Origin of the sequence: Pseudomonas khavaziana, assembly GCF_019145205.1 — a bacterium.
GTDB classification, from domain to species: domain Bacteria; phylum Pseudomonadota; class Gammaproteobacteria; order Pseudomonadales; family Pseudomonadaceae; genus Aquipseudomonas; species Aquipseudomonas khavaziana.
Genome location: NZ_JAHSTT010000003.1, coordinates 330,599 through 349,296, shown reverse-complemented (window position 1 = coordinate 349,296; position 18,698 = coordinate 330,599). Strand labels below are relative to the sequence as shown.

Genomic DNA, 18,698 nt, shown 5'->3' with positions numbered 1-18,698 from the left:
CTATCGGGAGCAAGCCCCCTCCCACAGTTTGATCCCGTTTCAACCTGGGATCGGGGTCAGACTTGCAGGTAGTCCAGGATCCCTTCGGCGGCGTTGCGGCCTTCGAAGATCGCGGTCACTACCAGGTCAGACCCGCGCACCATATCGCCACCCGCGAAGATTTTCGGGTTGCTGGTCTGGTGCTTGTACTGGCCTTGCTCCGGGGCGACGACGCGGCCCTGGTTGTCGGTCTGGATCTCGAACTGCTCGAACCACGGCGCCGGGCTTGGGCGGAAGCCGAAAGCGATAACCACGGCGTCGGCCGGGATGATTTCTTCGGAACCCGGGATCGGCTCGGGGCTGCGACGGCCTCGGGCGTCCGGCTCGCCGAGACGGGTCTCGACCACCTTCACGCCTTCGACGCGGTCTTCACCGACGATCGCAATCGGCTGGCGGTTGTAGAGGAATTTCACGCCTTCTTCCTTGGCGTTCTTCACCTCTTTGCGCGAACCGGGCATGTTGGCTTCGTCACGGCGATAGGCACAGGTCACCGACTTGGCGCCCTGGCGGATCGACGTACGGTTGCAGTCCATCGCGGTGTCGCCACCGCCAAGCACCACGACCTTCTTGCCTTTCATGTCGACGAAGTCTTCCGGCGACTTTTCAAAGCCAAGGTTGCGGTTGACGTTGGCGATCAGGAAGTCGAGCGCGTCATATACGCCCGGCAGGTCTTCACCGGCAAAGCCACCCTTCATGTAGGTGTAGGTGCCCATGCCCATGAACACGGCATCGTATTCGGCGAGCAGTTGCTCCATGGTGATGTCTTTGCCGATCTCGGTATTGAGGCGGAACTCGATACCCATGCCGGTGAACACTTCACGACGGTGGCTCAGTACGGTTTTTTCCAGCTTGAACTCGGGAATACCGAAGGTCAGCAGGCCACCGATTTCCGGGTTCTTGTCGAAGACCACCGGGGTAACGCCACCACGCACCAATACGTCGGCACAGCCCAGGCCCGCCGGGCCCGCGCCGATGATCGCGACGCGCTTGCCGGTCGGCTTGACCTTGGACATGTCCGGGCGCCAACCCATGGCGAACGCGGTGTCGGTTATGTACTTCTCCACCGAGCCAATGGTCACCGCGCCGAAGCCGTCGTTGAGGGTGCAGGCGCCTTCACACAGACGGTCCTGCGGGCACACCCGGCCGCAGACTTCCGGCAGGGTATTGGTCTGGTGCGACAGCTCGGCGGCAGCAAGGATGTTGCCCTCGGCCACCAGCTTGAGCCAGTTGGGAATGAAGTTGTGCACCGGGCACTTCCACTCGCAATACGGGTTACCGCACCCCAGGCAGCGGTGGGCCTGGTCGGCCGATTGCTGGGGTTTGAACGGTTCGTAGATTTCCACGAACTCTTTCTTGCGTTGACGCAACAGTTTCTTCTTCGGATCCTTGCGCCCGACATCGATGAACTGGAAGTCGTTATTCAGACGTTCAGCCATGTTAAAACCTCATCAAACTGTTCAGGCGCATATCACTGCGGGTTGGCACGGATGCTGGAGAGCAACGATTTCAGGTTGGCAGCCTTGGGCTTGACCAGCCAGAAACGACGCAGGTAATCATCGAGGTTCTCGGCGAGTTCACGACCCCATTCGCTGCCGGTTTCCTCGACGTACTCATCCAGCACGTGCTGCAAGTGGTTCCGGTAGGATTCCATGGCTTCGCCGCTGATCCGCTGGATCTCGACCAACTCGTGGTTGACCTTGTCGACGAAGGTGTTGTCCTGGTCGAGCACGTAGGCGAAACCGCCGGTCATGCCCGAACCGAAGTTGTAACCGGTCTTGCCCAGTACCGCGACAAAGCCGCCGGTCATGTACTCGCAGCAGTGATCGCCGGTGCCTTCCACCACGGTGTGGGCACCGGAGTTACGCACGGCGAAGCGCTCACCGGCGGTGCCGGCGGCGAACAACTTGCCTCCGGTGGCGCCGTACAAGCAGGTGTTACCGATAATGGCACTGTCCTGGGTCTTGTAGACGCTGCCTCTAGGCGGAACGATCACCAGCTTGCCACCGGTCATGCCCTTGCCCACGTAGTCGTTGGCGTCGCCTTCCAGGTACATGTGCAGGCCGCCGGCGTTCCACACGCCGAAGCTCTGGCCCGCCGTGCCTTTGAAGCGGAAGGTGATCGGCGCTTTCGCCATGCCCTGGTTACCGTGCTTGCGCGCGATTTCGCCGGAGATGCGTGCGCCGATGGACCGGTCGCAGTTGCAGATATCCAGGGCAAATTCGCCACCACTGGCGTCATTGATCGCACTGCCTGCCATGTCGACCATCTTCTCGGCCAACAGGCCCTTGTCGAACGGCGGGTTGCGGTCCACCTGGCAGAATTGTGGCTTGTCTGCCGGGATGTGATCGCTGCCCAACAGCGGCGTCAGGTCCAGGTGCTGTTGCTTGGCGGTCTGGCCTTCGAGGATATCCAGCAGGTCGGTACGCCCGATCAGCTCTTCGAGGGAACGCACGCCCAGCTTGGCCAGCCACTCACGGGTCTCTTCGGCGACGTAGGTGAAGAAATTCACCACCATGTCGACGGTACCGATGTAGTGATCCTTGCGCAGCTTCTCGTTCTGGGTCGCTACGCCGGTGGCGCAGTTATTCAGGTGGCAGATGCGCAGATACTTGCAGCCCAGGGCGATCATTGGCGCGGTGCCGAAGCCGAAGCTTTCGGCGCCGAGGATCGCCGCCTTGATCACGTCGAGGCCAGTTTTAAGGCCGCCGTCGGTCTGTACCCGCACCTTGCCGCGCAGGTCGTTGCCGCGCAGGGTCTGGTGGGTTTCGGCCAGGCCGAGTTCCCATGGCGCGCCGGCGTACTTGATAGAGGTCAGCGGCGAAGCGCCGGTACCGCCGTCGTAGCCGGAGATGGTGATCAGGTCGGCATAGGCCTTGGCCACGCCAGCAGCAATGGTGCCGACGCCGGCTTCCGCCACCAGCTTCACCGAGACCAGGGCCTGCGGGTTGACTTGTTTCAAGTCGAAAATCAGCTGCGACAAGTCTTCGATTGAATAGATGTCGTGGTGCGGCGGTGGCGAGATCAGCGTCACGCCCGGCACCGCATAACGCAGCTTGGCGATCAGGCCGTTGACCTTGCCGCCTGGCAACTGGCCGCCTTCACCAGGCTTGGCGCCCTGGGCCACCTTGATCTGCAGCACTTCGGCGTTGACCAGGTATTCCGGGGTTACGCCGAAACGGCCAGTGGCGACCTGCTTGATTTTCGAGCTCTTGATGGTGCCGTAGCGCGCCGGGTCTTCGCCGCCTTCACCGGAGTTGGAACGCGCGCCCAGGCGGTTCATGGCTTCGGCCAGGGCTTCGTGGGCCTCGGGCGACAAGGCGCCCAGAGAGATACCAGCAGAATCGAAGCGCTTGAGGATCGATTCCAGCGGCTCGACTTCGCTGATGTCCATCGGCGTGTCCAAAGTCTTCACCTTGAACAGGTCGCGGATCATCGACACCGGGCGATTATCCACCAGGCTCGTGTATTCCTTGAACTTGGCGTAGTCGCCCTGCTGCACGGCGGCTTGCAGGGTGCTGACCACGTCCGGGTTGTAGGCGTGGTATTCACCACCGTGCACGAACTTGAGCAGGCCGCCTTGCTGGATCGGCTTGCGCGCACTCCAGGCCTCCAACGCCAAGGCTTTCTGCTCGGCTTCGATGTCGACGAAACGTGCGCCCTTGATGCGGCTCGGCACACCACGGAAGCTCAGCTCGCAGACTTCTTCCGACAGGCCAATGGCTTCGAACAGTTGCGCACCTCGATACGAGGTGACCGTGGAGATGCCCATCTTCGACAGGATCTTCAACAGGCCCTTGGTAATGCCTTTACGGTAGTTCTTGAACACCTCATAGAGGTCGCCCAAAACTTCACCGGTACGGATCAGGTCGCCGAGCACTTCGTACGCCAGGAACGGATACACCGCCGACGCGCCGAAACCGATCAGCACTGCAAAGTGATGCGGGTCACGGGCAGTAGCGGTTTCAACAAGGATGTTGGAGTCGCAACGCAGACCCTTTTCGGTCAGACGGTGGTGCACCGCGCCGGTGGCGAGCGAAGCGTGGATCGGCAGCTTGCCTGGCGCGATATGGCGGTCGGTCAGCACGATCTGGGTACGCCCGGCGCGCACGGCTTCTTCGGCCTGGTCGGCGACGTTACGCACAGCGGCTTCAAGACCGAGGCTCTCGTCGTAGTTCAGGTCGATGATCTGGCGGTCGAAACCTGGACGCTCCAGGGTCATCAGCGAGCGCCATTTGGCCGGGGAGATAACCGGCGAGCTGAGGATCACGCGGGAAGCGTGCTCAGGCGACTCCTGGAAGATGTTGCGCTCGGCACCGAGGCACACTTCCAGGGACATCACGATGGCTTCGCGCAGCGGATCGATCGGCGGGTTGGTGACCTGGGCGAATTGCTGGCGGAAATAGTCGTACGGGGTGCGCACGCGCTGTGACAGCACGGCCATCGGCGTGTCGTCGCCCATGGAGCCGACGGCCTCGTAGCCTTGTTCGCCAAGCGGGCGCAGCACCTGGTCGCGCTCTTCGAACGTGACCTGGTACATCTTCATGTACTGCTTGAGCTGGTCGATGTCGTAGAAAGCCGAACCGTGGTCGTTGTCTTCCATGGTCGCCTGGATGCGCAGGGCGTTCTTGCGCAGCCATTGCTTGTACGGGTGACGAGACTTCAAGCGGTTGTCGATGGCGTCGGTGTCGAGGATCTGCCCGGTCTCGGTGTCCACGGCCAGGATCTGGCCCGGGCCAACGCGGCCTTTGGCAATCACATCTTCGGGCTTGTAGTTCCACACGCCGATTTCCGACGCCAGGGTGATGAAGCCGTTGGTGGTGGTAACCCAACGTGCCGGGCGCAGACCGTTACGGTCGAGCAGGCACACTGCATAGCGGCCATCAGTCATGACCACGCCGGCCGGGCCGTCCCAGGGCTCCATATGCATCGAGTTGTATTCGTAGAACGCCCGCAGGTCCGGGTCCATGGTCTCGACGTTCTGCCACGCAGGCGGAATGATCATACGCACGCCACGGAACAGGTCGATACCACCGGTGACCATCAGTTCGAGCATGTTGTCCATGCTGGAGGAGTCGGAGCCCACGCGGTTGACCAGCGGGCCAAGCTCTTCCAGGTCCATCAGATCGTTGGCGAACTTGGTGCGACGGGCCACGGCCCAGTTGCGGTTGCCGGTGATGGTGTTGATCTCGCCGTTGTGGGCGAGGAAGCGGAACGGCTGGGCCAACGGCCATTTCGGCAGGGTGTTGGTGGAGAAGCGCTGGTGGAACACGCAGATCGCAGTTTGCAGGCGCTCATCGCTCAGGTCCGGATAAAAGGCGGTGAGATCCGCCGGCATCATCAGGCCTTTGTAAATGATGGTCTTGTGGGAAAAGCTGCAGATGTAGTGATCGGTATCGGCAGCATTGAGCACCGACGAACGGCGACGCGAGGTGAACAGCTTGATCGCCATGTCCTGATCGCTCAGGCCATCGCCTGCGATGAACACTTGTTCGATCTGTGGCAGACGCTCCAGGGCCAGGCGGCCGAGCACGCTGGTGTCGATTGGCACTTTGCGCCAGCCGACCAGTTGCAGGCCGGCGGCGGCGATCTCGCGGTTCATGTTCTCGCGAGCGGCTTCGGCCTTGACCGGGTCCTGGTTGAAAAACACCATGCCCACGGCGTACTGCTTGGGCAGGTCGGCGGCAAAATGCTCTTTGGCGACAGCGCGCAGGAACTGGTCGGGTTTTTGAATCAGCAAGCCACAACCGTCACCTGTCTTGCCGTCGGCGTTGATCCCACCGCGGTGGGTCATGCAGGTCAGGGCCTCGATGGCCGTTTGCAAAAGGGTATGGCTGGGCTCGCCCTGCATATGGGCTATCAGGCCGAAACCGCAGTTATCCTTGAATTCATCGGGTTGGTACAGACCTGCTTTCATAGACACTTTCTCACCAGGCTGCCTCTTATTTCGAGACAAATTTCTTTTCAATTCAACCGGTTACCTTCCACGCCGAACGTACGCCGGCTTAGCGGGGGCAAAAGGGAGGTCATTGTACACACCGACACAGACGCCCACAAATTTAGCGACGAAATGTCGCAAATCTATGTCGCATTTATGAAAGGTTTAAAGCGATATGCTGTGCTAGTCAAAACTTTTTTAATTCTGACCGCTACGACTCAAAAGCGACTTGCGCAGACACCACAAAGCGCGCGGCTTCCGGGAAGCTGCACGCCATGCGATTTTTTTGAGGTGCCGGGAGGGCGGCCTGGGTAAGGCCGCCGGATCTTCAGCGAGTTGTTGCCAGTTCTTGTTGAACGCTGGCAACAGTGCGAGGCCAAGGTTTACCAGCCTGGACCTTCGCTGGCAAGGCTTTGATGGCCGAATCAGCTGCGGCGCGGCTTGGGAAGCTGCCATAGGTGATCACGTAGAGAGGCTTGCCATTGAGCACTTTCTTGAAATAACGGTACTGGCCGCCCTGCTCTTTGACGAACGCCTGGGCGTTGGCCTCGGAGCTGGTGCCGAGGATCTGCACCACGAAGTTGCCGGTAGGCTGGCTGCTGTACCAACTGCTGCCGGCGGCACCGGCCTTGGCCACGGTGGCGGCGGGTTTTTCAGCAGGCTTGGCCGCAGGTGCGGGTGCCGGCTTGGCCACTGGGGCTGCGGGCTTGGCTGTGGCAACCGTCGGCGCCGGAGTCGGTTTGGCAACTGGCGCTACCGGTGCGGCAGGCACTACCGGGGTTGCTGGCGTGCCAGCCGGTACGCCGGCAGGCGGCGCGGTGGTGGTCACAGTCGGCGGAGTGGCGCTGGAGCCCTCCACCGGCACGCCGTCATCGCCTTCGGAGATGCCACCGGCTTCTTCGGCGAGCGGGCCTCGCATTACAGGCTGACCAACCATCGGCAGGTTGGTCGGTTGGCCGGAGTTGGCGAACTCGACGTTCGGCGTGGGCTTGCCCAGTGGCAACTGCGCCTGCTCTGTTGGCGCGCCGGTCGTTGTCGGTGCTTTATTGCGACCCGGGATCAACCAGGCGGCGGCAACAGCGACCACGACAACGGCGGAAATAGCCAATACGTGCTTCTTAGGCATAGTGAACCCCATCTTTGGACGCTTGACCGCTGAGCGGCTGGCAATCATGGCTTCGATCATTGCATCGCGGGCAACCTGGTTGATGTTGCCAGGCCAGCCATCGGAGCTTTCGTGAATATCAGAGATCTGCGCAGCGGTGAAAAGTTCGATACCCGCCCCGGCGCCTTCAAGGCGTTGCGCCAGGTACTCGCGGGTTTCTTCCTCTTCGTAGGGCTGCAGCTCAATGACGTGGAACAGTTCCTGATCACCGCTGATCTGCTCCAGATCGGCGATCAACGACGACTCGCCAAACAGGAACACGTGGGGGCGGCCTTCCGGCGTGCCAGCAGCAAGCGCCAGCAACGCTTCGAGGGCAGATTCGTCAAGCTGCTCGGCGTCGTCCACCAGCAGGTAGACTTCCTGGCCGGTCAGGCCCAGTTGCACCACCTGCTTGAGAATCGCGCTCGGCTCGGCATTGGCTACGTCCAGCGCCTGGGCCACCTGGCGCAGCACACCTGCAGCATCGCCGGCGCCACGGGCCGAGACCACCACACTCTGCACCGATTGCTTGTTAGTGCTGGCCACCAGCGCCTGGCGCAGCAAGGTCTTGCCGCTGCCCAATGGGCCGGTGACCACCAGCAGCAACTGGCTGTAGCGCGCGAGGTGATGCAACTGCCCAAGTACCGGCTTGCGCTGGGCGGGGAAGAACTTGAAACCCGGCACCCGTGGAGCGAAGGGGTCATGGCTCAAGTGATAATGGCCGAGGAACGCCTCGTCGGCATGCAAACTAGTCATCGGGATCTTATTAACCTTTAAGCTGGGCCAGGGCGCGGTAATCCGCTCCCAGCGTGGCCTGTAAAATCTCTTTCGGATAATCGTCGGTCACCACGGCTTCGCCCATGTGGCGCAACAGCACCAGTCGCAGTCGACCGTCGATCACTTTCTTGTCTATTGCCATATGTTCGAGGAAATCGGCCTCTGTCATCTCCGTCGGCGGGATGACCGGCAAACCGGCGCGCTGGAACAGGCGGATGCCACGATCGCGCTCCTGGGCGCTGATCCAGCCCAGGCGGTGCGACATTTCCAATGCCATCACAGTGCCAGCCGCCACGGCTTCCCCATGCAACCACACACCATAGCCCATGTGCGTTTCGATCGCATGGCCGAAGGTGTGGCCCAGGTTCAGGGTGGCGCGTACGCCAGACTCCCGTTCGTCGGCATTTACCACCAGCGCCTTGGCGGCGCAGGAGCGGGAAATCGCTTCGGTCAGGGCCACCTGATCAAGTGCGCGCAGGGCATCTACGTGTTCTTCGAGCCAGGTCAGGAAGGGCTCGTCGCAGATCAACCCGTACTTGATGACTTCCGCCAGGCCCGCCGACAGCTCGCGCGGCGGCAGAGTGTTGAGGGTCGCGGTATCGATCAGTACGGCTTGGGGCTGGTAGAAGGCACCGACCATGTTCTTGCCCAGCGGATGGTTGATACCGGTCTTGCCGCCTACCGACGAATCGACCTGGGACAACAGGGTGGTCGGCACCTGGATAAAATCCACGCCACGCTGGTAGCAGGCCGCGGCAAAACCGGCCATGTCGCCGATCACACCGCCGCCCAGGGCGACCACGGTGGTTCGACGATCATGGCGCGCAGTCAGCAGGCCATCAAAAATCAGTTGCAGGGTTTCCCAGTTCTTGTGCGCTTCGCCGTCAGGCAACACCACGGAGATCACCGAATACGCCGCAAGGCTGCGGCTCAGACGCTCAAGATACAACGGCGCGACCGTTTCGTTGGAGATGATCGCCACCTGCCGACCGGCAATATGCGGCGCAAGCAACTCGGACTGGTCCAACAGGCCTTCGCCAATGTGGATCGGGTAGCTGCGCTCGCCTAAATCGACCTTAAGTGTCTGCATGTGTCCCCGCGTTGAAGATATATTGACGACCGGCAACGCCGTGATCCGACACCGCCTGATAGCTCTACGCCATACCTCACAAGGTTATGGCGCGCCGCCGAGAATAGCGCATTTCGGGCCAGGCTTTAACGGGGCGGCAACCTTTGCAGGCGCTCAAGAATGTCGAGCACCACCATTCGCGGCGGCCGTTCATCGGTTTCCACCACCAGATCGGCGATTTCCCGATACAGCGGATCGCGCAGTGCCAGCAGGTCCCGCAAAGTTTTCGCCGGGTCGGCAGTGCGCAGCAACGGGCGATTGCGGTCGCGGGCAGTGCGGCCCACCTGCTGTTCGACCGACGCGTGTAAATACACCACCCGACCACCGGCATGCAGCGCCCGACGGTTTTCATCGCGCATCACCGCGCCACCACCGGTTGCCAACACCACGCCATCGCAGCCGCACAGCTCAGCAATCATCGCCTGCTCACGGTCGCGAAAGCCCAGTTCGCCTTCCTTATCGAAGATCCATGGGATATTGGCACCCGTGCGCAATTCAATTTCCTTATCGGAGTCTTTGAATGGCAGGCGCAGCTCTTTGGCCAGCAAACGGCCGATGGTGCTCTTTCCAGCCCCCATCGGTCCTACAAGAATCAAATTTCGCACAGAATCAACGACTCACAGCAATCGCCTGGTTATTCATAATACGCGGAGTCAGGAATACCAGCAGCTCGGATTTTTTCTCCGCCAGCACATCGCGCCGGAAAAGGCGGCCAAGATACGGCACATCGCCCAAAAATGGCACTTTATCTACCACTTTGCTTTGGGTATTGGAGAAAACCCCACCAATGACGATGGTTTCGCCATTCCGGACCAGTACCTTGGCGTTGACTTCGTTTTTCTTGATCGGCGGCACGTCATTGAGCCGGTTCAGGTAGTCGGGCTCGTCCTTGGTGACCTTGACCGCCATGATCACGTGGTCATCGGGGGTGATTTGCGGCGTGACCTCCAGTGAAAGGGACGCTTCCTTGAACGACACCGAGGTGGCGCCCTGGGAGGTGGACTCCTGATAGGGAATCTCGGTGCCTTTGAGGATGCGTGCGGTCTCCTTATCGGACGTGACCACCTTGGGCTGCGAAACGATTTCGCCGTTGCCGGTTTTCTCCATCGCCGTCAGCTCAAGATCCAGCAACAGGTTGTCGGTGATGAAGGCGATACCCAGCCCCGACGTACCGGTCAGCGAACCCAAGTCGACAAAGGGCGAACTGGGCGGGTTTGCCGGGAGCTCGGCGCCGTCCGCCAGGGGTTTGGAAATACCCCCCGCGCCCCAGTTGCCGCGGCTGAGCCGCCCACCCCAGCGCACGCCCAGGCTTTTGTCGTAGTCGACATTGGCCTCGACAATCCGCGCCTCGATCATCACCTGGCGTACCGGGATATCCAGTTGCGCCACGATGCGCCGCAGCTCTTCGAGGCGTTCGCCGGTCTGGTAGGCGATGATGTTGTTGGTGCGGTCATCCACCGCCACCGAGCCGCGCTCATCCGTGGCACCTTCAAAGCCGGTCACTGACTGGAACAGCTTGGCCAGGTCCGCAGCCTTGGCGTAATTGACCTGCAATAACTCCCGACGCAACGGTGCCAGCTCGGCCATCTGCTTGCGCGACTCCAGCACCAGCAGTTCGCGAGCGGCTAATTCATCGGCGGGCGCCACCAGCAACACGCCGGCCTGCACCCGTTTGTCCAGGCCCTTGGTTTGCAGCACCAGGTCCAGCGCCTGATCCCAGGGCACATTTTTGAGCCGCAGGGTGATCGAACCCTGTACCTCGTCGCTGGTCACCAGGTTGAGCCCGGCGACATCGGCGATTTGCTGCAATACCGCGCGCAGGTCGATGTCCTGGAAATTGAGGGTCAATTTTTCGCCCGTATAGCTGGCCGGCAAGGCACTGTCAGGCGGCGGCAGGTGGATCAGGTCCGGGCGATTGGGCACAGCGGCAGCCATCGGTGCCGTAAACGCTATCCATAGCGCCACACCGAAGGACGAGAAAGTCCTTTTCATTGTTTGATTCCGTTATGAGTTGACGTTCAGCACCAGGGTTCGCGGGCGCTCCAGCCATGCGCCCTGGTCATCGGGGAACAGCTCGACCAATTCGATATAACCGTCTTGAATGGCCGTGACCTGGCCGTGGTCCGGCCCAAGGTAATCACCGACCGCCAGGCGATGCACCAATGATCCCGCACGCAGCAAGGCGAAAGCCTGCACGCCATTGGACAGTGTGCCGACCATTTCGAACTGATCGATGCTCATGCCCTCCAGCAGCCCCCGTGATCGGGTGAGATCCGGCGAAAGCGCCGGCCGGCCGGGCACGCGGGCGGCCTGCAAGGTGGGCGACCGGAACGGATCGCGCAGGGTTGAAGGGTCATAGACAAATCGCGGGCCTGGCTCGAGCGCCTGGAGGGCCTGGCCGCTTGGCATGGTGCCCCGATAAGTCTTGGCCACCATTTCCAGACGCAGCAAGGCACCCTCAGGCCGAAGCGTGACATCCTGTACGGTGACGACCCGCAGCAGCCCAGCCAAGGCACTGACGAACGCCGCCAGGTCGTGGTAGGCCCCGGTCGCGCCCATCTGCACAGGTTGCTCGGTGTAGAGTTGACGGGGCTCTTCTTCCAGCAGCGTGATGCCCTCGACCCATACACCATTGGCAACCGCCAGTCGGGCAACATCTTCGAGCAAGGCAGGCACTTCGGACTCTGCGGGCAACTGCCGCAGAAGGCCCACGAACTTATCCTCCATTGCGCGCAAATGTTCGGTACGCGCCTCAAGGCTGGTAGCCAATTGTGTTTTTTCTGCAAGCTGCTGTTGCAGTGCATGTCCCCGCGCCTCGCCCCCCTGCAAGCGTTCCCGCGACGGGCTCAGGCACAAAACCTCACCCACCAGCAGCACCATGCCGGCCAGCGCAAAGCCGAGCAGGACCCGGCAGGGCAAGGGCCATTTGGCAGCGTTGTAGGAAAGCGTGGAAACGTCGAGCCTGGACAGGCTCATGGTTGCGCCTCGACGGTTTCCCCCTGGCGCACCATCAGTTGAAATTCACTTTCGCCGCGCTCGCCTTCGGTCTCCACGCGCTGCAGACGAGTCGCGTGAGCCCCTTGCGTGGCCTCGAGCCGACGCATCAACTGGGCGATATCCTGGTGGCTTTCAGCACTGCCGCGGATACTGATGGTATCGCCGTTCGCCACCACCTCATGCAGATGTACGCCCTCGGGCACTGCGCGAGACAACTGATCGAACAGCCGGGCACCGGAAGAGCGGGCATCGTGCAGATCCTGCACGACCTTCATGCGTTCGGCCAATTGCTGGCTGCGCTCCTGCAGGTCGTCGATGGTCCTTATCCGTGAATCCTGTACAGCAATGTCCTCACCCAGGCGATTGTTGCGGCTTACCTGTCGGTCTATCGCCTGGTCGATCACCTGATCAGCCAACCAAACTGCGGCCAGCGCCACGCAGGCAAACGCCAGCATCAGCATCAGGAAATATCTGCGTCTGCGTTCCGCCAGCGCCTGGCGCCAAGGCAAAAGATTGATTCGTATCATCCAGCGAAACTCCTCAGGGCCAACCCGCAAGCCACTCCCATCCCTTGGGCATCCACGGCCCATTGTGCGCCATCGACTCGATGACCCGGCGCGAAGCTGGCAAAATCCTGACGGCAAGCGCGCTCCAATGCAAACTCTTCCACATCTACCACCCGCAGCACCAGCCCCGCCAGGGACAAAACCGCTTCACGCGCCTCGACCTGCTCACGCAGGCATGCCGCCAACATCACTTGGACCCATTGTGCCCCCTGGGCCGACGGCCCCTGGATCTGAAAGTCGATGGCCACCTCGTCCAGTGGGTAGGGAATGAACTGGTCGGCTTCCATCTGGATCTTCCAGGCCATTTCCTCGTCGCTGAGGCCTGCGTCCATTTCGATCAACCGCGTGATGACCGAAGGGCCCGTCACCGCCACTGCGGCGCATCGGGCCGAAGGCTGCAAGCGCGATAATGCCTGCTGCAATGCCCGCCCCACGCCTTCAAGGTCCAATAGGGTACCGTCAACCACCGAATGGGCCGGCAGCGCCTGGGTCACGTAGCCCTGGACGCTGAAACCGCCCGCAGAGCGGCCCAGCTCGATCAGCCTGATGCTGCTGTCGTTGATATCGACGCCCAGGACGGTGTCGACTTTTTGCCTGAAAAATCCTTTTCCCATAAAACTCCCTAAAACTTTCCCTGTCATACCGGCTGCCATATCGCCTGATTGCTGCCAGGCGCCCTGCATTCGGTCGGCTTGTTCGAGGCACGTGAATGACGCCCGAAGCCGAAAAATGCTTTAATGCCCAGCGTTTTTTTCCGCTTTTATCTGCTGCCCGGGTCGAACCATTGGTTGCCATGCATGACCCGACGCGTAACTCATTCTTTTCTCTGGAAATCCAAAAGCCTTGATTCGTCTGCTGAAGTTTTTCGGGTACTCCATTGTCGCCATCGTCTGCGGGCTGCTGCTCGTACTCAGCGGGGCCTACCTCTACCTTAGTCCGGGTTTGCCTTCCGTAGAGGCCCTCAGAAGTATCCAGTTGCAGATTCCTTTGCGGGTCTACAGCAGCGATGAAAAACTGATCGCGGAGTTTGGCGAAATGCGCCGAACACCGATCCGTTTCGCCGATATTCCGCCCAATTTCATCAGTGCCTTGCTGTCGGCTGAAGACGACAATTTCGCCAACCACTACGGCGTCGACCCCAGCAGCCTGGTGCGTGCGGCCACACAGCTGGTAAAAAGCGGACACATTCAATCCGGCGGCAGCACCATCACCATGCAGGTGGCGAAGAACTTCTTCCTTACCAGCGAGCGCAGTTTTTCCCGCAAGGCCACCGAGATCCTGCTGGCGTTGCAGATCGAACGTCAGCTGACCAAGGACGAAATCCTTGAGCTGTACGTCAACAAGATCTACCTGGGCAACCGCGCCTACGGCATCGAGGCCGCCTCCCAGGTTTACTATGGCAAGTCGATCCGCGACGCCAGCCTGGCGCAGATGGCCATGATTGCCGGCCTGCCCAAGGCCCCGTCGCGCTTTAACCCGCTGGCCAACCCGGCGCGCAGTAAAGAGCGACGCGACTGGATCCTGGGGCGCATGTACAAGCTGGGCAAGATCGACCAGGCCGCCTACGAAAGCGCTGTAGCCGAGCCGCTGAACGCCAGTTATCACGTGCCGACACCGGAAGTGAATGCGCCGTATATCGCCGAAATGGCCCGCGCCGAGATGGTCGGCCGCTATGGCAGCGACGCCTACACTGAAGGCTTCCGGGTGACCACGACGGTTCCGAGCAATTTGCAGGAAATCGCCAACCACTCGGTGCATGAAGGCCTGATCACCTACGACCAGCGTCACGGCTACCGCGGACCCGAATCGCGCCTGCCCGGCAAGACCCTGAGTGCCTGGACCACCGAGCTGGGCAAGCAGCGCTCGATCAGCGGCCTGGAACCGGCCATTGTCATCCAAGTAATGAAAGACGGCATACAGGTGCTGACCCGCACCGGAGAGGCCCATGTGGCCTGGGACAGCATGAAATGGGCGCGCCCATTCCTGAATACCAACAGCATGGGGCCACTGCCCAAGCAGCCGTCCGACGTGGCCCAGGTGGGCGATTTGATCCGCGTGCAACGCCAGACGGATGACAGCCTCAAGTTCAGCCAGGTCCCGGTCGCCCAGGGCGCCCTGGTGTCCCTGGACCCGCAGAACGGTGCGATCCGTGCACTGGTCGGCGGCTTTGCCTTCGAGCAAAGCAACTACAACCGCGCCACCCAGGCCAAGCGCCAGCCGGGTTCGAGCTTCAAGCCATTCGTCTACAGCGCCGCGCTGGACAACGGCTACACCGCCGCCAGCCTGGTCAACGACGCGCCGATCGTGTTTGTCGATGAATACCTGGACAAGGTCTGGCGCCCGAAGAACGACACCAACACCTTCCTCGGCCCGATCCGCATCCGCGAGGCGCTGTACAAGTCGCGCAACCTGGTGTCGATCCGACTGTTGCAGGCAATGGGCGTGGGCAAGACCATCGACTACATGACGCGCTTTGGCTTCGCCAAGTCCGACCTGCCGCCGAACCTGTCCCTGGCCCTGGGCACCGCGACCCTCACGCCAATGGAGATTGCCACCGGCTGGAGCACCTTTGCCAACGGCGGCTACAAGATCACACCGTACCTGATCGACAAGATCGAGAGCCGCAACGGCGACACGCTGTTCACTGCCAACCCACCGCGAGTGCCGGGTGACGTGGTCAATGGGGTGGCAGCGACCGATGGTCTCGCGGCACCGGGCAATGGCGGCATCACCATCGAGCCGGCGCCAGGCACCACGCCTGCGGCAACCGCCCCCGCGACCGCCGAACCGCAAGCCCCGGCCGTTGCCGAGCGCATCGTGGATGGCCGTACCACCTATATTCTTAACAGCATCCTGCAAGACGTGATCAAGAAGGGCACTGGCCGCCGTGCCCTGGCCCTGGGCCGTGCGGACATCGCCGGCAAGACGGGTACCACCAACGAATCCAAGGACGCCTGGTTCTCCGGTTATAACGGCGACTACGTGACCACCGTGTGGACCGGCTACGACCAGCCAGAGAGCCTGGGCCGCCGTGAGTTTGGCGGCACCGTCGCGCTGCCGATCTGGATGAGCTACATGGGCGCGGCCTTGAAGGACAAGCCTTTGCACACCCAGCCGGAGCCGGAAGGCATCCTCAGCCTGCGCATTGATCCGATCAGTGGCCGTGCGGCTTCGCCGAGTACGCCTAATGCCTACTTCGAGCTGTTCAAGAGTGAAGACACGCCGCCGTCGGTCAACGAGCTGGGCAATGGCGTGGCACCGGGCAGCCCGCTACCGGCGGATGAAGGCGCGCCGATCGATTTGTTCTGACCCGATCCAAGACGCAACATAGATCCAAATGTGGGAGGGGGCTTGCTCCCGATGGCGGACTTTCAGTCAATGAATATGGCGACTGATACACCGCCATCGGGAGCAAGCCCCCTCCCACATTTGACCTCTATCGGCTTCAAGAAAATTGCCATAAAAAAAGCCCCGGCTCGCGAGAGCCGGGGCTTTTTGTTGATGCGCTACAACAGCTTAGCCGTTGAACACATCATCCACGCTTTGCAGCGGGTAGTTCTTAGGATACGGCAGGGTCGCCACGCCGGTCTCGATGGCGGCCTTGGCCACGGCATCGGAGATCAGGGTGATCAGGCGCTTATCCATTGGTTTCGGGATGATGTACTCACGACCGAATTCCAGCTTGGCACCACCGTAGGCGTCGCAGACGTCCTGAGGCACTGGCAGCTTGGCCAGTTCACGCAGGGCGTTGGCGGCGGCCACTTTCATTTCTTCGTTGATACGCTTGGCGCGTACGTCCAGGGCACCACGGAAGATGAACGGGAAGCCCAGGACGTTGTTGACCTGGTTCGGGTAGTCCGAACGACCGGTGGCCATGATCACGTCGCTGCGGGTGGCGTGGGCCAGCTCTGGCGAGATTTCCGGATCCGGGTTGGAACAGGCGAACACGATCGGGTTCGGTGCCATGGACTTCAGGCCTTCGGCGCTCAGCAGGTTCGGGCCGGACAGGCCGACGAACACGTCGGCGCCGTCGAGGGCGTCAGCCAGGGTGCGCTTGGAGGACGGATGGGCAAACATCGCCTTGTACTGGTTCAGGTCTGTACGCTCGGACTGGATCACGCCCTTGCTGTCGACCATGTAGATGTTTTCCAGCTTGGCACCCATGCTGATGATCAGTTTCATGCAGGAAATGGCTGCTGCACCGGCGCCCAGGCAGACAATCTTCGCCTCGCCAAGGGTTTTGCCAGCGATTTCCAGGGCGTTGATCATGCCGGCTGCGGTAACGATCGCAGTGCCGTGCTGGTCATCGTGGAATACCGGAATGTCGCACTGCTCGATCAGGGCCTTTTCGATCTCGAAGCACTCAGGTGCCTTGATGTCTTCCAGGTTGATGCCACCGAACGTGATGGAAATGCGCTTGACCGTGTCGATGAACGCCTGCGGGCTTTCGGAATCAACTTCGATGTCGAAAACGTCAATGCCGGCAAAGCGCTTGAACAGCACGCCTTTACCTTCCATGACTGGCTTGGATGCCAATGGGCCGAGGTTACCCAGGCCAAGGATCGCGGTGCCATCGGAAATCACTGCAACCAGGTTGCCTTTGCCGGTGTACTTGTACGCCAGTTCTGGGTCACGGGCGATTTCACGTACGGGCTCGGCAACACCAGGGCTGTAGGCCAGCGACAGGTCGCGAGCAGTGGCAGTGGCTTTGGTGAGCTCTACACTCAGCTTTCCTGGACGAGGATGGGCATGATATTCGAGAGCGGCAGTTTTCAAATCAGACATATCGGCATTCCGCTTTTACTGTTGGTCGACGGACCGCCGAGGATACGCGCGTAGCAATTTACCTACAAGACTGGGCAGTCACGGGTGTCAAGCGCCCTGGGCTACGACTTTTGGCCAAGAGCCACGGGATACAAGGGCTGAACTGTTCACAATCTAAATAAAAAATGTCTACAATTTTTTATTCAAGGTGCTGATTTCAGCATGCTGGGGTCGGTCAATGGCAGCAGCCAGCGTGACTGGCCCTTTTGCAGACCGCCGCGTCGCGAGCGATCCTGCACCCAGCCACGCGCCTCGAGGGTGCGGCCTTGCAGACCATTGAGCAGGGTCGCATCGAAACGACTGATCAGGTTGGGTGCAATACGTAATACCAGCGAACCCTGCAATTCAATCCAGATTCCACCGCGATTGCGCTCGATCGTGGTGACCCGGCCAGTGACCAGGGCAAACCCGGACTGCTTGAGTTGCGCCACGGACTGCACCGGCGATTGGCGCCATAGGCCGAGCCGCGCTTGGCGGGCGCTGTTTTCGGCGGCCTGCTGGCAGGCGACCAAGTCCACATTCGGCACCACGCCCACCTGGAAACCCAGGCCCTCGGCCAACAATTGCGCCTCCAGGTTCTCACCGTTGGCGCCGTAAAGGTGGGCCAGGGTACGACCGTAGTGATCCTTGCCCTCGCGCCCCAGCACCAGACCGACACGCCCATCACTGGCCCGCACCAGCGCCTGTAAACGCTGGCGGGCGGCGACGGCAAATGGCTCGTCGGTGCGCCCCTTCTTGGCGGTTTCCGGCGCATTGAGGCCGATCATGCGCACGCTGCGGCCATCCTTGAGGCGCACGGTGTCGCCGTCCACCACCCGCTGCACCTCGACACGCACCACAGCGGCCGGGGCGGGGCAGAATGCTTCGGCCCGGGCGGTCGCCAGCCAAATCCCAGGCACAAAAAAGGCGCCCACAAGGGACGCCTTTTTCAACAGCTGGCAAAAGCCCATGAGGCTCTTGAACCTTACTCTGCTGGAGTAGCAGCAGCAGGCTTCTTGCCGAAAGCACCAAAGCGATCTGCGAAGCGCTGTACACGGCCGCCGGTGTCCAGAGTTTTCTGCTTACCGGTGTAGAACGGATGGCACTCGTTGCATACGTCAGTACCCAGTGGCTTGCACAGGTTCGAACGGGTTTCGAACTTGTTGCCGCAGCTGCAGGTGACTTCGATGGTTTCGTACGCTGGATGGATATGGGCTTTCATGGCACTTCCTCGGGCTAGCGTGCCGCCACTCGACACTATTGTCGAATACCGCACGTAATTAGGCCGCGGATTCTACCAGACCTTTC

At 61.1% G+C, this 18,698-nt stretch carries 13 protein-coding genes and 1 pseudogene; 2 read left to right on the top strand and 12 right to left on the bottom strand.

Features of this window, described 5'->3' with window-relative positions; translation table 11 throughout:
* Positions 1–56 precede the first annotated feature (56 nt).
* The 9 genes and pseudogenes from KVH01_RS09620 to pilM all read right to left on the bottom strand — a co-directional run bounded on the left by KVH01_RS09620 (position 57) and on the right by pilM (position 13,201).
* Positions 57–1,475, bottom strand: coding sequence for an FAD-dependent oxidoreductase (locus KVH01_RS09620; protein WP_217881269.1), 1,419 nt, complete (start codon positions 1,473–1,475; stop codon positions 57–59).
* 32 nt (positions 1,476–1,507) lie between these two features.
* Positions 1,508–5,953, bottom strand: coding sequence for a glutamate synthase large subunit (gene gltB / locus KVH01_RS09615; RefSeq protein WP_217881268.1), 4,446 nt, complete (start codon positions 5,951–5,953; stop codon positions 1,508–1,510).
* A 349-nt stretch (positions 5,954–6,302) separates the two neighbouring features.
* Positions 6,303–7,874 (bottom strand): SPOR domain-containing protein, encoded by a 1,572-nt coding sequence (locus KVH01_RS09610; RefSeq protein WP_217881267.1) that lies wholly within the window; start codon positions 7,872–7,874, stop codon positions 6,303–6,305.
* A gap of 10 nt (positions 7,875–7,884) precedes the next feature.
* Positions 7,885–8,985 carry a 3-dehydroquinate synthase gene (aroB, locus tag KVH01_RS09605; protein WP_217881266.1) on the bottom strand — a complete coding sequence of 367 codons (1,101 nt, stop codon included), beginning with the start codon at positions 8,983–8,985 and terminating at the stop codon, positions 7,885–7,887.
* Positions 8,986–9,110: 125 nt separating this feature from the next.
* Complete coding sequence (gene aroK / locus KVH01_RS09600) at positions 9,111–9,629, bottom strand: shikimate kinase AroK (RefSeq protein WP_003187914.1); 519 nt, start codon at positions 9,627–9,629, stop codon at positions 9,111–9,113.
* 4 nt (positions 9,630–9,633) lie between these two features.
* Positions 9,634–10,890 (bottom strand): annotated as a pseudogene (locus tag KVH01_RS09595) (type IV pilus secretin PilQ); the annotation flags it as partial.
* Between the two features lie 138 nt (positions 10,891–11,028).
* Entirely contained in the window at positions 11,029–12,000 is a 972-nt protein-coding gene (locus KVH01_RS09590; protein WP_217881265.1) for a pilus assembly protein PilP, read from the bottom strand.
* Entirely contained in the window at positions 11,997–12,548 is a 552-nt protein-coding gene (locus tag KVH01_RS09585; RefSeq protein ID WP_217881264.1) for a PilN domain-containing protein, read from the bottom strand. Before KVH01_RS09585 ends, KVH01_RS09590 begins: the two co-directional genes overlap by 4 nt.
* Positions 12,545–13,201, bottom strand: a complete 657-nt coding sequence (gene pilM / locus KVH01_RS09580) for a type IV pilus biogenesis protein PilM (RefSeq protein WP_217881263.1) — start codon at positions 13,199–13,201, stop codon at positions 12,545–12,547. Before pilM ends, KVH01_RS09585 begins: the two co-directional genes overlap by 4 nt.
* Before the next feature lie 95 nt (positions 13,202–13,296).
* On the opposite strand from pilM, the gene KVH01_RS09575 reads away from it, so the two are divergent.
* Both KVH01_RS09575 and KVH01_RS09570 read left to right on the top strand, forming a co-directional pair.
* Positions 13,297–13,434, top strand: a complete 138-nt coding sequence (locus KVH01_RS09575; protein ID WP_161796498.1) for a hypothetical protein — start codon at positions 13,297–13,299, stop codon at positions 13,432–13,434.
* On the top strand, positions 13,434–15,896 hold the full coding sequence (locus KVH01_RS09570) for a penicillin-binding protein 1A (RefSeq protein WP_404822039.1): 2,463 nt from the start codon (positions 13,434–13,436) through the stop codon (positions 15,894–15,896). Before KVH01_RS09575 ends, KVH01_RS09570 begins: the two co-directional genes overlap by 1 nt.
* A 207-nt stretch (positions 15,897–16,103) precedes the next feature.
* On the opposite strand, the gene KVH01_RS09565 is transcribed toward KVH01_RS09570, so the two are convergent.
* The 3 genes from KVH01_RS09565 to rpmE form a co-directional block, all read right to left on the bottom strand.
* Positions 16,104–17,372, bottom strand: a complete 1,269-nt coding sequence (locus tag KVH01_RS09565; protein WP_005784034.1) for a malic enzyme-like NAD(P)-binding protein — start codon at positions 17,370–17,372, stop codon at positions 16,104–16,106.
* A gap of 182 nt (positions 17,373–17,554) precedes the next feature.
* Entirely contained in the window at positions 17,555–18,361 is an 807-nt protein-coding gene (locus tag KVH01_RS09560; protein WP_217881261.1) for a thermonuclease family protein, read from the bottom strand.
* Positions 18,362–18,375: 14 nt separating this feature from the next.
* Entirely contained in the window at positions 18,376–18,612 is a 237-nt protein-coding gene (gene rpmE / locus KVH01_RS09555) for a 50S ribosomal protein L31 (protein WP_217881260.1), read from the bottom strand.
* Positions 18,613–18,698: the final 86 nt, after the last annotated feature.

Coding starts and splice junctions, on each gene's coding strand:
- KVH01_RS09585 (WP_217881264.1), bottom strand. CDS start 12,548: ATGATACGAATCAATCTTTTGCCTTGGCGCCAGGCGCTGGCGGAACGC.
- KVH01_RS09575 (WP_161796498.1), top strand. CDS start 13,297: ATGACGCCCGAAGCCGAAAAATGCTTTAATGCCCAGCGTTTTTTTCCG.
- KVH01_RS09565 (WP_005784034.1), bottom strand. CDS start 17,372: ATGTCTGATTTGAAAACTGCCGCTCTCGAATATCATGCCCATCCTCGT.
- aroB (WP_217881266.1), bottom strand. CDS start 8,985: ATGCAGACACTTAAGGTCGATTTAGGCGAGCGCAGCTACCCGATCCAC.
- rpmE (WP_217881260.1), bottom strand. CDS start 18,612: ATGAAAGCCCATATCCATCCAGCGTACGAAACCATCGAAGTCACCTGC.
- KVH01_RS09560 (WP_217881261.1), bottom strand. CDS start 18,361: ATGGGCTTTTGCCAGCTGTTGAAAAAGGCGTCCCTTGTGGGCGCCTTT.
- pilM (WP_217881263.1), bottom strand. CDS start 13,201: ATGGGAAAAGGATTTTTCAGGCAAAAAGTCGACACCGTCCTGGGCGTC.
- KVH01_RS09610 (WP_217881267.1), bottom strand. CDS start 7,874: ATGACTAGTTTGCATGCCGACGAGGCGTTCCTCGGCCATTATCACTTG.
- KVH01_RS09590 (WP_217881265.1), bottom strand. CDS start 12,000: ATGAGCCTGTCCAGGCTCGACGTTTCCACGCTTTCCTACAACGCTGCC.
- gltB (WP_217881268.1), bottom strand. CDS start 5,953: ATGAAAGCAGGTCTGTACCAACCCGATGAATTCAAGGATAACTGCGGT.
- KVH01_RS09620 (WP_217881269.1), bottom strand. CDS start 1,475: ATGGCTGAACGTCTGAATAACGACTTCCAGTTCATCGATGTCGGGCGC.